The following is a 14,175-nucleotide window of genomic DNA, read 5'->3' as shown; positions in this document are numbered from 1 at the left end:
GGGCGGAGGTATTCCGCCCCGACCGTCACTGTTCGCGCTCGGGTAGACGCAGCAGCGGCGACCGGCCCGGTGGCTGCTCGGGTGCGGGGCCGGACGGATCGGCCGGCGGCACCGGCACCGTCACCGGCTCGTCACAGGTCACCCGCAACAGTTGGTCGTGGTGGCGCAGCTCCACCACGTCGTCCGGGCCGCCGTGGCGCAGCGAGTACGTCGTCTGGTGCGGCCGGACATCCACCCGCAGTGCCAGCCCTCGCCATTGCAGGGAGAACTCCAACCTGTTGAGTCGGCTGGAGAGCCGGGGGGCGAAGGACAGCTCGCCGTCGTGGTCGCGCAGGCCGCCGAACCCACTGACCAGGGCCAGCCACGCGCCGGCCAACGACGCCATGTGTACGCCGTCGCGGGTGTTCTCGTTGAGGTCGTGCAGGTCCATCAGCGCGGCCTCGCGCAGGTAGGTGTGTGCCAACTCCGGGTGGCCCACCTCGGCCGCGAGCACCGCCTGGGTGCAGGCGGACAACGACGAGTCGCGGACGGTACGGCGCTCGTAGTAGAGGAAGTTGCGCAGCTTCTGCTCCGGGGTGAACGCGTCCCCCCGCCAGTGCATCGCGAGGACCAGGTCGGCCTGCTTGACCACCTGTTTGCGGTACAGCTCGAAGTACGGGTAGTGCAGCAGCAGCGGGTACTTCTCCGCCGGCGTGTGCGAGAAGTCCCATTCCTGGAGCCGGGTGAAGCCCTCCACCTGCTGGTGGACATCGAGCTCCTCGTCGTACGGAACGTGGATGGAGGTGGCGGCGTCCCGCCAGCTCGCGGCCTCCTCGTCGGTGACACCGAGGTGGTACGCCTCGTCCCGGTAGCGCATCACCGCGTCGGCGGCGGTGAGCAGGTTCCGCTGTGCCATCAGGTTGGTGTAGACGTTGTCGTTCTTCACGGCGGTGTACTCGTCCGGGCCGGTGACACCGTCGATGTGGAACCGCCCGTGCCGGTCGTGGTGGCCGATCGAGCGCCACAGCCGGGCGGTCTCCACCAGCAGCTCCAGGCCGATCTCCCGTTCCAGCTGGGTGTCTCCGGTGACCATCACGTAGCGGCGCATCGCGTCGGCGATGTCGGCGGCGATGTGGAAGGCAGCGGTGCCGGCCGGCCAGTAGCCGGACGACTCCGGCCCCTCGATGGTCCGCCAGGGGAAGGCCGCGCCCCTGAGGTTGAGCGTCTCCGCGCGCTCCTTCGCCGAGTCCAACGTGCTGTACCGCCACTGCAACGCGCTGCGCACCGCGCTCGGCTGGGTGTACGTGAGCACCGGCAGGACGAACATCTCGGTGTCCCAGAACGCGTGCCCGTCGTAACCGGGACCGGTCAGCCCCTTCGCCGAGATCGGCCGCTGCTCGGCCCGCGCTCCGGCCTGGAGCACGTGGAAGAGGCCGAACCGGACCGCCTGCTGCACCTCCGGGTCGCCCTCGACGAGCACGTCGGACGCGTCCCAGAACTCGTCGAGGTAGTTGCGCTGCTCCCGGTGCAGGCCGTCCCACCCGTCCAGCCGGGCGCCGGCGAGCGCCGCGCCGACCTGGTCGCGTAGCGCCGGCAGCGACCGGCGGCTGGACCAGCCGTACGTCAGGTACTTGATCACGCGCAGCTTCTCGCCGGGCTTGAGCACGCAGGCGATCGTGGTCCGCACCCAGTCCTGGTATCCCTCGGACTCGATCGTGGTGTGGTCCGGACCGTGCACCTCGTGCTCCATCGCGGCGGCGACCCGCAGCCCGGAGACCTTCGTGCGGTGGATGAGCTGCCCGCCGTCCGGAGTGGTCAGCTCCTCCTCGGCCAGCAGCGGTGACTCCAGCACCGCCGCCACCCGGGGGTCCTTGCTCTGCGCGGGCAGCGACTCGTTGGCCACCAACTCGGACTGCACGATCAGCCGCAGTGGGCCGTCGACGGCCTCCACCTCGTAGCTGATGGCGGCGACGGACCGCTGGGTGAACGAGACCAGACGGGTGCTGCGGACCTTGACCTCCCGACCGGCCGGCGAACGCCAGTGCAGCTCCCGGTGCAGGGTCCCGGCCCGCAGGTCGAGGACCCGCTCGTGGGACAACAGCTCCCCGTAGCGCACGTCCAGTGGCTCGTCGTCGACGAGCAGCCGGAGCAGCTTGCCGTTGGTGACGTTGACGATCGTCTGCCCGGACTCGGGGAAGCCGTAGCCCGCCTCCGCGTACGGGAGGGGACGCAGCTCGTAGAACGAGTTGAGGTAGGTGCCGGGCAGGCCGTGCGGCTCACCCTCGTCGAGGTTGCCCCGCAGGCCGACGTGCCCGTTGGAGAGCGCGAAGACCGACTCGGACTGGGCCAGCACGTCCATGTCCAGTCGGGTCTCCCGGACGTGCCACGGCTCGACCGGATAGGCCCGCTCCCGGATCACGCGGGACCCCGTTCCCCGGCGGCGGTGCGGGTCGGCGGCGACGGGTCGGCGACGGTCAGCAGGTCGGCCAGGTCCTTCACCACGACGTCGGCGCCGTGCGCGAGCAACTCGTCGGCCTGCCCGACCCGGTCGACGCCGACCACGTAGCCGAAGCCACCGGCGCGGCCGGCGGCCACCCCGGAGAGCGCGTCCTCGAAGACGGCGGCGTGTGTCGGGTCGACGCCCAGCAGCCTGGCCCCGGCGAGGAAGGTGTCGGGGTGCGGTTTGCCGCGCAGCCCCTGAGCGCGGGCGACCAGCCCGTCGACCCGGGCTTCCAGCAGTGGTTCCAGCCCGGCGGCGGCGACCACCTCGCCACCGTTGGCGCTCGCTGTCACCACCGCCCGGCGCAGCCCGGCCTTCCTCGCCGCTTCGAGGTAGTGCACCGAGCCCGGGTAGACCTCGACACCCGAGGTGCGCAGGCGCTGCAGCAACAGGACGTTCTTGCGGTTGCCCACGCCGTTGACGGTGTCGGCGTCCGGCGGGTCGTCGGGGCTTCCCTCGGGCAGCACTATCCCCCGGGAGGCGAGGAACGACCGGACGCCGTCGGCTCGGGGGCGACCGTCGACGTAGCGGTTGTAGTCCGGGCCCGGGTCGAACGGTTGGAACGGTTCGCCGGAGCGGGTGGCCCGCTGCTGGAGGAACTCGTCGAACGTCTGCTTCCAGGCGGCGTTGTGCACGCGGGCGGTCTGCGTCAGCACACCGTCCAGATCGAAGAGACAGGCGGTCACGTGAGCAGGTAGGCCCAGCACGGTACGAATCTATCCACCCTGCTGGGCCCGCAAACCCTTTTCGCCCGGCGTGGCACGGTTCAGTTGGGCCGCAACGTCCAGATCACGGTCATCGCCGAGGTCGGCTTGCCGTCCTCGGTCGCGATCTCCACCGGCACCGGGAACTCCGGCCGCCGGCCGGACTCCAGCTCCTCGATCACCTCGGGTGCCGGCCGGCCGAGGCGCGCGGTGGCCAGCACCGGGCCCATGGCGAGCTTCCGGTACGCGATGTCGGCCCGGACGGCGAGCGGCACGGCCCGGTCGAGCAGTTGCCCGAAGGCGGCCATGACGACCGCGCCGGAGGCCGTCTCGCCGAGGGTGAACATGGCACCGGCGTGGGGGCCGCCGATGTGGTTGTGGGTGGCCGGCGAGTCGGGCAACCGGACGACTGCCCGCACCCCACCCTCCGCCTCGGGTGCCACCTCGACGAACTCGAGGCCGAGCGTACGGGCGAAGGGCACCGCTTGCAGCATGCCGGCCGCCACCTGACGGGAGTCGATGGTCATGGCCTGACGTTACTCGTCGGTAATCAGGGCGGCAACCAGCGGTTTCCCCGGTGACGGCCGGTGCTCACAGGTTGGCGATGGTGCGCAGGATCTCCGCGTAGAAGTTGCCGTCGATGCTGCGGAAGAACGAGAAATCCTGCCCCGGGTCGCCGAAGAACGGGCGCAGTGTCCACGCCAGTTGGGTGCCCACGAAACCGAAGAGCAGAATCCAGATGTAGAGCAGGGTCATGCTCGCCGGCCGCTGCGTCGGCTCGCCGCGCCGCACCGGCGGCTGGGCCCAGGGGCGCTGCACCGGCCCGTAGCCGGGGGGCACCGCGCCGGGCGGGAACCCGGCGACGGCCGGCTGGCCGGTCGACTGCGCCGGAACGTGCGTCGGAGCCGGCGAGGTGGCCACGGCACCGTTCGCCGACGACCCGGCAGCCGTGGCTCCGGCCGGCGCGGCCACTGCGGCACCGGCCGACACGACCGCCGGCTCGGCAGCCTGACCGGCGACCGGCGCGGCAGCCGGTGCCGGTTCGGCCGACCCGGCAGCGGGCGTCGCCGGTGCCGGGACGTTGACAGACGCCGGGGCGTACGCGTCGGCGTGCGTCTTGGCGACCTCCGGCGCGAGCAGGCCGTGGTCGTTGAGCACCTGCATGCCGCCGGTCAGGAACCGCAGCCCGACCAGTGCCGACAGGGTCAGGATCGCCACGTTGAGCAGCTTGAAGAACCCGTAGTCGGGCGCGGTGATCAGGAAGAAGAGACTGATCGGCGCGAACGCCACAGCGAGCATCGAGGTGACCGTGATCGCCACCATCACCAGCGCCAACGACTGCCGCACCGAGAGCCGGGCACCGAAGACCAGGTTGAACAGGTAGAGCGTGGGCAGGCAGATGGCCAGCGTGACCAGGAACAGCAGGGGCAGCTTCAGCGCCGAGGTCAGCGCCATCAGCGGGCTGTGGAAGGCACCCAGCACCGCGCCGTAACAGGCCAGCGCGATGGCGGAGCTGGCCAGCATGCGCCCGGTCAGCGCGTTGAGGTCGCCCTCGGCCACGATCTGCTGCCAGATGCCCGCGCGATCCCGCAGGATGCGCTCGATGACGAGCGGACTGGGACGGTCACCCGACACGGATGCACCCCTCTCGGTGGTCTTGCACAGTGGACTGGGTGCGCAGACGGTAGGACACCCGGTGGCCCGCCCGCCACCCCGCTCCGGCGAGTCGTCAGCGCCAACCCACGTCGATCCGGGCTCCGCGCTCGTCGAAGAAGTGCAACGCGTCCATCCGGACCGAGACGGCGAGCGGGTGACCCGCGCTGACCGCCGGATACGGTGCCAGCCGCACCGCCAGTTCCGCCGGTCGACGGTGGTGCCGCCCCGGGTCGGGGAGCACGCTGGTCTGGGTGTTGCCGACGGGCGGCGCCTGCGAATCCACCGGCTTGCCGGTGAGTCGCTGCATCACCGAGCCGAACCGTCGCAGGCCACGTTGACCGACAGGTGGTGGGTCCAGCGGGGCACCCATCTCGTCGACCATGATCGCGGTCGCGCCGATGTCGAGGAACGCCAACGACTCGTGCCCGTGGTGCTCCAGGTAGCGGATCCGCCCCCGCAGCACGTCGCCGGGGCTGTCCGGGGAGACCGGGGTGAGCGCCTCGGCGCGCATGCCGACCACGATCCGCTCGCCGTGGTAGTGCGCCACCGCCCGACTGCGGATGTCGTTCCAGGGCAGGTAGAGCGACTGCTCACCGAGGTTCAGCGTGACGTACCGGTCGAGGTGGACGTAGACCGACGCCTCCAGCAGGTTCATCCGCGGGCTGCCCAGGAAGGCGGCCACGTAGAGCGTCGCCGGGCGGCCGTACACCTGGGTGGGTGTGCCGACGTCCTGGAGCACGCCGCGGCGCATGATGGCCACCCGGTCGGCCATGGTGAGCGCCTCGGCCTGGTCGTGGGTGACGTAGACGGTGGTGACGCCCAGTTCCCGGGTGAGGCCCGAGATCTCCGCGCGCAGCTCCGCGCGGAGGCCGCTGTCCAGGTTCGAGAGTGGCTCGTCCATGAGGAACAGGCCGGGCCGCCGGACGATGGCCCGGCCCATCGCCACCCGCTGCCGCTGGCCGCCGGAGAGCTGACCGGGCTTGCGGGCCAGCACGTCGCCGATGCCCAGGGCACTCGCCACGTCACTGACGCGCTCACCCCTCGGCTCCGGCTCGACCCCGGCCAGTCGCAGCGGAAAGGCGATGTTGTCGCCGACGGTCATGTGCGGGTAGAGCGCGAAGTCCTGAAAGACCATGGCGATCTTGCGGTCCCGTGGGGGCAGGTCGTTAGCCAGCTCTCCGTCGAGCATGACCGCGCCCTGGGTCGGGTCCTCCAATCCGGCGATCATTCGCAGCACCGTCGACTTGCCGCAGCCGGACGGCCCGAGGAGCACCATGAACTCGCCGTCGTTCACATCGAGATTTATGCTGTCGACGGCCAACGTGCCGTCCCTGAAGACCTTGCTGACATCCTTGAGCGTGACGGTACTCACCGTCGTCCCCCCCAGCTCGTCTCGGCCGATCCAGAAGACTGTGACCAGGATCATTCGATTCGCACATCGGGTAAACGTCTCATGTTTGGCTGATGACGCTGCTATTACACGACACCGGCGATCAGCAGGGCGAAGAGCGCTCGCCCGGCTCACCCAGGAAAACCTGACGCACCACCCGTTCCGCCGCGTGCCCGTCGTCCAATGTGCAGAACCGGCGTCGAAAGTGCTGACGGGCCTTGTTCGCGGAATCGGAGCGCACCGCATCGGTACGGAACAGCTCGACCAGATCGGCGAAGGTGGTGGCCACCGCGCCCGGCGGCTCGGCCGTCACGTCGAAGTAGACCCCCCGGGCCAACCGGTACGCCTCCCAGTCCGGGGCATAGAGCACGATCGGCCGATCGAGTACCGCATAATCGAACATCGCCGACGAATAGTCGGTTATCAACACGTCCGCGATCAGGTAGAGGTCCTCCACCCGTTGGTGGCCGCTGACGTCGCGGACCCGTTCCCAGTCCGCCGGGCGACCGGGGCGGCGGTCCCGGTCGTGGAAGTAGTGACTGCGCATCAGCAGCCGGCCGGAGTCACCCAGCGCCCGCACGAACCGGTCCGGGTCGAACGGCGGCCGGTAGCCCGGAAGGTGCTCGCGGTGCGTCGGGGCGTACAGCACGACCTGCTCGTCGGGGCCGACGCCGAACTCGGCGCGCAGCCGGCGCACCTCGTCCGGGCCGGCCGTCACCAGGCGGTCGTTGCGCGGGTAACCCACCTCCAACGTCGTGTACGTGGCCGGGTACGCGCGGTCCCACATCTGGGTGGAGAAGCTGTTCGCGCTGACGCTGTAGTCCCAACGGTCCACCCGGCGCAACAGCCCGGCGAAGTCCATCCGGCCCGCGCCGATCGGATAGCGCTGCTGGTCCAGGCCCATCACCTTGACCGGGGTGCCGTGGTGGGTCTGCAGGTGCACCTGCTCCGGCCGTTTGCGGACGAAATCCGGGAAGTTGACGTTGTTGACCAACCACCGGGCGCGGGCGAGCACCCGGTAGTACGCCGGGGTGCCGGCGACGACGTACTCCACTCCGGCCGGGACCGTGTCGACGCGGTCCCGGCGCACGACCCACACCCCGCGCACCTCGGGTGCCAACCGGCGGGCGACCTCGTAGATGGCCGCCGGGTTGCACGAGTACCCGCGGTACCAGTAGGCGGCGTACACCGCGAGCGTCGGGTCGACCGGCCGACGCGACTCGGCCCGGTAGTACTCGCGCAGCAGCCCGTCACGGGTCAGCCGGGCACCGCGCCGCGCGACCGGGCCGACCCGTCGGCGGGCGGTACGGGCCTGCCGCCGGGCGACGTCACGGGCACGGCTCGCGGTCCGCAACGCGCTGAACGTGCGCCAACGGCCGGACGCGACGAGCCGGTGCTTGATCCCCTCCACCCCGCCCGGCGCCGGATAGCCGCCGGGCGGTAGCCAGCGTTCGTAGTCGGCGGTGATCTGCGCGAAGAACGCCGGCCGCAACTCCGGGGCGATCCGCTGGCCGTTGCCGAGCACGGTCAGGTAGTGCCAGATCATCCGCTCGAAGACCACCGGCCGCAGGGAGTCCGTCGCCGGCCCCCACTCGTCCATCAGGTGGAAGACCCGGTGCCACTGGGGGAAGACCTCGAAGTGGCGGTCGCCCCGGGTCCGGGTGATCGCACCGGCGCGGCGTTGCCGGTAGTTGACGCACACCCGGTCGAGGACGCCGATCCGCTGCGCGGCCATCAGCACCGGGTAGCTGAACGAGACGTCCTCGTACCAACCCGGGGCGAAACGCAGGCCCAGGTCGATCAGGAACTCCCGGCGGACCAGGCGGTTCCACGCCGTGTGCAGCAGGTGCATCGCCTCCGGCCGGTCCCGCAACCGGAAGGTCTCCGGACCCGGCGACTCGGGGAACACCTCGGCCATCGCACTGCGGGTGGCGGTGTCGTTCCAGTGGGTGCGTACGTGGTCGACGAGCAGCACGTCCGGGCGGGTGGCCCGCAACCGCTCGGCCACCTCGGTCAGGCACTCCGGGGTCAGCCAGTCGTCGCCGTCGAGGAACCACACGTACTCGCCGACGGCCCGGTCCAACCCGATGTTGCGGGCTGGACCGAGGCCGACGTTCTCCGGCAGCCGAACCGAGCGGACCCGCTGGTCGCGGGCCGCGTACTCGTCGATGATGTCGCCGCCGGCGTCCGGCGAGCAGTCGTCGACGGCGATCACCTCGATGTCGGTCTCCGGCTGACCGAGGACGGAGTCGAGGCATTCGCGCAGGTACCCCTGCACGCGGAAGGCCGGCACCACGAAACTGATCAGGGTCATCCGGCCGTCCCTCCGTCAGTGCGGCGCGGCACCTCCAGCGCCCACCGGCGCGACCGACGCCCGCGCGCTACGGGCCGGTCGCACGAACCAGGCCAGGACGACGCTCACCACGAAGACCACGAGAAGGTACGCACCGAGTGTAGCCAGCCCGCTACCCGCCAGGCCGACAATCGCCGCGAGGGCCAGCAGGGCCGAACGCCCCTCCCAACCCAGCGTGGCAGCGTGCAACGGCGGTGCCGCCTGCCGCTTCTCCAACCGGGCCGTCAGGTCGTAGTGGTGCACGGTGAGCACGAAGACGTACCCGAAGATCAGCCAACCCGGCACCCCGCCGACCACACCGACCGCGATGGCGAACAGGTACTCGGCGGCCCGCAACGCGGCGGGGACCAGCCAGTCCAGGGGGCCGTTGTGCGCCGCCCCGGCCCCCAGGCCACCGACCAGCAGCACCAGCAGCGCCACCGGCACCGCCCAGCGCAGCCCGTCCGGCGCGTCCGTCAGCAGCGCCGCGACCAGCAGGACCGCCGGACCGAGCGCGGCGATCACCGCCAGGGTGAGCGGCCCCATCGGGCGGACCACCGGCAGCAGCCGGGCCAACGGCCCGTCGTCGCGGTGCAGGGTGGCATCGACGGTGTCCAGCACCGGCACCCACATCCAGCGGGCCCGCAGCGTACGCAGCGCACCGGTGTACGCGAAGGCCAGAACCCCCCACACGAGCACCGCGACCAGGCTGACCAGCGGGTTGAACAGCGCCACGGTCAGCGCGATCAGCGCCCAGCGCTCGCCGATCGGGAAGACGACGGTCCGCTTCAGCCAGTACGACAGCGAGCCGGTGTCCGCCTGCACCCTCGTCGACGCCGCGTTGAGCCGGTCGCCGATCCCGCCGCTGGCACCCGTCGCCGTACGCGGTCGCCGGGCCGCCTCGTCGTGCAACACCCCGTACCAGGTGTCGGTCATGTGCCGGACGGTCTGCAGGGTCATCGCGGCGATGGCGAGGGCCCAGCCGTTGCCCAACCCGGCGTGGCTGACCCCGAAGCCGAGCCCGGCATAGACCAGGTACTCCTTCGCCCGGTCCGCCATCGTGTCCAGCCAGCCACCCCAGGCGCTGAAGTTGCGGGTGTAGCGGGCCAACTGGCCGTCCACGCAGTCCAGCACGAAACCGAGGTAGAGCAGCACCGCGCCACCGACCAGCGCGGGCCGCCCACCGACCCCGAACAGCACCGCCGCGGCCAGCGCGAACAGTACCGAGATCGCCGTCACCCCGGTCGGGGTGAGCCGCAGCCGGGCCGCCGACCGAACCAGGTACGGCGACCAGGTGCTGACGAAGTAGGTGGAGAAGAAGTCGTCCCTCTCCTTCACCGACAGCCGCAGCTCCGCCCGGTCCTCGTCGACAGCCGTCACCGCCGCCTCGGCAGCGGTCAGCTCGGCCGCGCCCTCGACCCGGCGGGCGACGAGCAGGCGTACCCGCTGGACGAAGATCAGGGTGCCGAGCGCCGCGAGGCCCGCGAACAGCCGGTCCACGGCGGACCCGGGACCACCCGCCGCGGCCCGGGCGGCGGCGGCGAGGTTCGGCAGGTCGTCCACACCGACGCGCAACGCGCCACCGAACACACCGGTGGCGTCGCCGTCGAGGGCGTTCAGCGGGCCGGCGTCGACCACCTGGCCGCGTTCCTCCCGCACGGCCGTCCGCCCGGGCACCGGCGGGTCGCCGAGCACCAGCGCCACCGTGGGCCCCACCGGGCTGGTGGCCAGGTGCCGCAGTACGGCGGTGTGCGCCACCAGGTCCGCGCCGGTGACCAGCACCGGAGCGGAGGCGGTGCCCACCAGCGTGGCCAGTTCGTCGAGGTCGGCCGCGAAGCGCACGTCGCCCGCCCCGGCCTGGCGCAACTGGGCGGCCAGGCGGTCGGCCAGCGGCTCACCGGTCGCGGTGCTCAGGCTCGCCGCCGACGACCCGGCGGCGAGCACGATCGCGAGCGTCACCGCTGGACCGCTGCGTGGTACGCGTCGAGCGCCTCGGCGATGGTGCCGTCGAGCGTCAACCGGCCCGCGTCGAGGTACAACCCCCGACGACAGAACCGGGTCAGGTCCTTTTCGTTGTGTGACACCAACACCAGCGTGCGCCCCTCCCCGAGCAGACGATCAATAGTCGCGTAACACTTCTTGCGGAACTCCGCGTCGCCGACGGCTGTCACCTCGTCCATCAGCAGGATCGGATGCGGCAGATGCGAGATGATCGCGAATCCGAGCCGCACCTTCATACCCGACGAGTAGTGCCGCACCGACGTGTCGATGGCCCGCTCCACCTGCTCACCGGCGAACTCGACGATCTCGTCGAAGTGCCGCTTCAGGTAGCCCGTCGACAGCCCGTGCAGCCCACCGACCAGGTGCAGGTTCTCCCGCCCGGTCAGGTCGTTGGAGAAACCGGCGGACAACTCCAGTAACGGCGCCACCGAGCCGTGCACCCGGATGTCGCCCTCGTCCGGGATGAGCACCCCGGCGATCAACCGCAGCAGGGTGCTCTTGCCGGTGCCGTTACGGCCGATCACCCCGACGGTCTCGCCGGGTTCGACGGTGAACGACACGTCCCGCAGCGGCCAGAACTGGCCGGGCAGCGCACCACGCTTCCCGCGATGGATGAACAACTCCCGCAGCCGCAACTGCCGGCGACGGTTACGGACGAACCGGATGCCCAGCCCGTCGGCCTCGATGATCGGCGCGCCCACGTCAGAGTTCCTTGAGCACGGCGGGTTCCAGCCGACGGAACGACCACCAGCCGGCGGCCAGCACCAACACGCTGCCGACGACTGTGGTGGCGAGCAACCGGGCGTTCGGGAACTCGTCCGGGTACCAGATCGCGTGGTGCAGTTGGAAGATCCCGACCAGCGGGTTCAGCTCGTACCCCACCTTCAACCACTCGGGCAGGCTGGACTCCCGGACCAGGCTGAGCGGATAGATGATCGGCGTGGCGTAGAAGAGCACCCTGATGATCAACCGCATCAACCGCTCGACGTCGCGCATCAGCACGTTCCACGCGGACAGCAGCAGGGCGAGCCCGGTCAGCAGGACGGCCTGGACGGCCACCGCCAGCGGAAGGGAGAGCAACGACCAGCCGGGGTGGATCCGACCGTGCACCGCGTAGATCACCGCGATGGCGATCAGGATCGGCAGGCCGGCCGCGTACTCGGCGAACCGGCCGGTGACCCGGCCGATCGGGAAGACCTGACGCGGCACGTTCATCGTGGTGATCAGCCGCGACTGGCCGGTCAACGCGTTCGTCGCCTCGCTCAGCGCCGAACTGGTCCACATCCACGCGAAGATCCCGGTGATCAGGAACAACGGGTACGACTCGGCGGCCTCGCCGAGGTGCCGCCCGGTGTCGCGAGAGTAGAGCACCCCGAACACGAACCAGTAGATCGCGCCCATGCCGAGCGGCTCGATCAACGACCAGAAGTAGCCCAGCACCGACTGCTGGTACTTGACCGCCAGGTCCCGTCTCACCAGGATGCGCAGCGAGTTGCGGTGCGACCACAGGGCCGCGACGCCAGAGGTCACCGCAGCCTCCCGCCTCCGGAAACGGACGCCAGGTTAGCAGTCGGTGAACGAATGCCCCGAATCGACCGGGCTCAGCACTCGATCACGTTGACGGCCAGACCGCCCCGCGCCGTCTCCTTGTACTTGACCTTCATGTCGGCGCCCGTCTCCCGCATGGTCTTGATGACCTTGTCCAGCGACACCTTGTGCACACCGTCGCCGCGCAGCGCCAGCCGGGCGGCCGTGATCGCCTTGATGCTAGCCACCGCGTTCCGCTCGATGCAGGGGATCTGCACCAGGCCACCCACCGGGTCACAGGTCAACCCGAGGTTGTGCTCCATCCCGATCTCGGCCGCGTTCTCCACCTGCTCCGGGGTGCCCCCCAGCGCCTCGGCCAACCCCGCCGCCGCCATCGAGCACGCCGAACCGACCTCACCCTGACAGCCGACCTCCGCGCCGGAGATCGAGGCGTTCTCCTTGAACAACACGCCGATCGCGCCGGCCGTCAACAGGAACCGCACCACACCGTCGTCGTCGGCGTTCTCGACGAAACGGGTGTAGTAGTGCAGCACCGCCGGGATGATCCCGGCCGCACCGTTGGTCGGGGCGGTGACCACCCGGCCACCAGCGGCGTTCTCCTCGTTGACCGCGAGCGCGAACAACGTCACCCAGTCCATCGCGTGCAACGGATCGGCCGTCCCGGCGTCCGCCTCCAGGCCGCGCCGCAGCTCCGCCGCGCGCCGCCGAACCTTCAAACCCCCAGGGAGTACGCCGTCACGCTCGCAACCGCGCTGCACGCACTCCCGCATCACCCGCCAGATCTCCAACAGACCCGCCCGGATGTCCGCCTCGCTGCGCCACGACCGCTCGTTGGCCAGCATCACCTCGCTGATCGACAGGCCGGTGCGGGACGTGACGTCGAGGAGTTGCGCCCCGGTCAGGAACGGGTACCGCACCGCCGTGCTGTCCGGCTTGATCCGGTCGGCGCCCGCCGCCGCCTCGTCCACCACGAAACCGCCACCGACGGAGTAGTAGGTACGAGTCCTGACCTCCTCGCCGGCCGCGTTGAAGGCCGCGAAGGTCATCCCGTTCGGGTGGTACGGCAGCGACCGGCGGCGGTGCAGCGTCAGATCCCGGTCCGGGTCGAAGTCGATCTCGTGCGCGCCGAGGATGCTGATCCGCCGCTCGGCCCGGATCCGCTCGACCCGAGGACCGACGGTGTCCGTGTCGACGGTCTCCGGCGACTCGCCGGCCAACCCGAGCAGCACCGCCGGACCGCTGCCGTGACCGTGCCCGGTGGCCCCCAGCGAGCCGAACAACTCGGCCTGCACCCGCGCGACGTCACTGAGCAACCCGTCGGCCTTGAGCCCGCCGACGAACGTCCGCGCCGCCCGCATCGGCCCCACCGTGTGCGAACTTGACGGCCCGATACCGACGCTGAAGAGGTCGAAAACACTGATCATGGCTGCGCTTCCTCGCCGTCGTCCCGGCGTACGGAACCGGCCGGGTCGTGGCCACCGGTAGGCGGCCCCGTTCGTGACCGCCCGGGGTGTGGGTTGCGGCCATCCGGGGTGTGGATGGCCGATCTGCCAGCCTACCCGCCCAGCTCACGGCCCACCCGGTCCGGGACGTGAACACCCGATCGCCATCTCCCACCCCGCGCTCACCCGCCGGGTCGCCCGGCCGCCCGCGCCGCTTGCCCCAGTCGCACGCCCGCTCGCCCGCCCGTCCGCCCGTCCGCGCCGCGCCGCTTGCCCCATTCGCCCGTCTGCCCACTCGCCCGCCAGCTCCGCTCGCCAGCCCGCCAGCCCGCCAGCCCGCCAGCCCGCCAGCCCGCCAGCCCGCCAGCCCGCCAGCAAGATCGTGCTCGATCCTGGATCCAGTGCTGTCAACGCGCGTTCGATGCCACTACAACCAGGATGGAGCACGATCTCCCTGCGACACGCTGAATCGTTTGCGACATCAGCTCCAAAGCACACCGCGCGAACCTCGGCGCCGGCACGTGGCGCGGCGACAGGGCGAGCAGCTCGGGGAGACCGTGCAGTCGAGCGGCGTGCGCACCAGACGGGCACGACGGGTGACGGGCGGCCGGCGACGGATGGGC

General features: G+C 70.9%; 10 protein-coding genes. All 10 read right to left on the bottom strand.

Annotation, left to right across the window (positions count from 1 at the left end; genetic code table 11):
- Positions 1 to 25: 25 nt before the first annotated feature.
- Positions 26 to 2,398, bottom strand: a complete 2,373-nt coding sequence (locus O7616_RS07560) for a glycoside hydrolase family 65 protein (protein ID WP_282306173.1) — start codon at positions 2,396 to 2,398, stop codon at positions 26 to 28.
- On the bottom strand, positions 2,395 to 3,186 hold the full coding sequence (locus O7616_RS07555) for a beta-phosphoglucomutase family hydrolase (protein WP_282306172.1): 792 nt from the start codon (positions 3,184 to 3,186) through the stop codon (positions 2,395 to 2,397). Before O7616_RS07555 ends, O7616_RS07560 begins: the two co-directional genes overlap by 4 nt.
- 59 nt (positions 3,187 to 3,245) lie before the next feature.
- Complete coding sequence (locus O7616_RS07550; protein ID WP_282262934.1) at positions 3,246 to 3,710, bottom strand: DUF4442 domain-containing protein; 465 nt, start codon at positions 3,708 to 3,710, stop codon at positions 3,246 to 3,248.
- A 64-nt stretch (positions 3,711 to 3,774) separates the two neighbouring features.
- The gene (locus O7616_RS07545; protein ID WP_282306171.1) at positions 3,775 to 4,818 is read right to left on the bottom strand and encodes a hypothetical protein; all 1,044 of its coding nucleotides are present in this window, start codon (positions 4,816 to 4,818) and stop codon (positions 3,775 to 3,777) included.
- A 94-nt stretch (positions 4,819 to 4,912) separates the two neighbouring features.
- Entirely contained in the window at positions 4,913 to 6,211 is a 1,299-nt protein-coding gene (locus O7616_RS07540) for an ABC transporter ATP-binding protein (RefSeq protein ID WP_282306170.1), read from the bottom strand.
- Between the two features lie 121 nt (positions 6,212 to 6,332).
- Positions 6,333 to 8,543, bottom strand: a complete 2,211-nt coding sequence (locus O7616_RS07535; protein ID WP_282306169.1) for a bifunctional glycosyltransferase family 2 protein/CDP-glycerol:glycerophosphate glycerophosphotransferase — start codon at positions 8,541 to 8,543, stop codon at positions 6,333 to 6,335.
- A 15-nt stretch (positions 8,544 to 8,558) separates the two neighbouring features.
- Positions 8,559 to 10,475, bottom strand: a complete 1,917-nt coding sequence (locus O7616_RS07530; RefSeq protein WP_282307556.1) for a DUF5941 domain-containing protein — start codon at positions 10,473 to 10,475, stop codon at positions 8,559 to 8,561.
- 41 nt (positions 10,476 to 10,516) lie between these two features.
- Positions 10,517 to 11,263: an ABC transporter ATP-binding protein gene (locus tag O7616_RS07525; RefSeq protein WP_282306168.1), complete on the bottom strand. Its 747-nt coding sequence runs from the start codon at positions 11,261 to 11,263 to the stop codon at positions 10,517 to 10,519.
- A gap of 1 nt (position 11,264) precedes the next feature.
- Positions 11,265 to 12,092 carry an ABC transporter permease gene (locus O7616_RS07520; protein WP_282306167.1) on the bottom strand — a complete coding sequence of 276 codons (828 nt, stop codon included), beginning with the start codon at positions 12,090 to 12,092 and terminating at the stop codon, positions 11,265 to 11,267.
- 71 nt (positions 12,093 to 12,163) lie between these two features.
- On the bottom strand, positions 12,164 to 13,534 hold the full coding sequence (locus tag O7616_RS07515) for an L-serine ammonia-lyase (protein ID WP_282306166.1): 1,371 nt from the start codon (positions 13,532 to 13,534) through the stop codon (positions 12,164 to 12,166).
- Positions 13,535 to 14,175 lie beyond the last annotated feature (641 nt).

Source organism: Micromonospora sp. WMMD964 (assembly GCF_029581455.1).
GTDB lineage: Bacteria > Actinomycetota > Actinomycetes > Mycobacteriales > Micromonosporaceae > Micromonospora.
The sequence above is the reverse complement of the archived record's forward strand: the minus strand, read 5'-3'. Positions and strand labels throughout refer to the sequence as shown.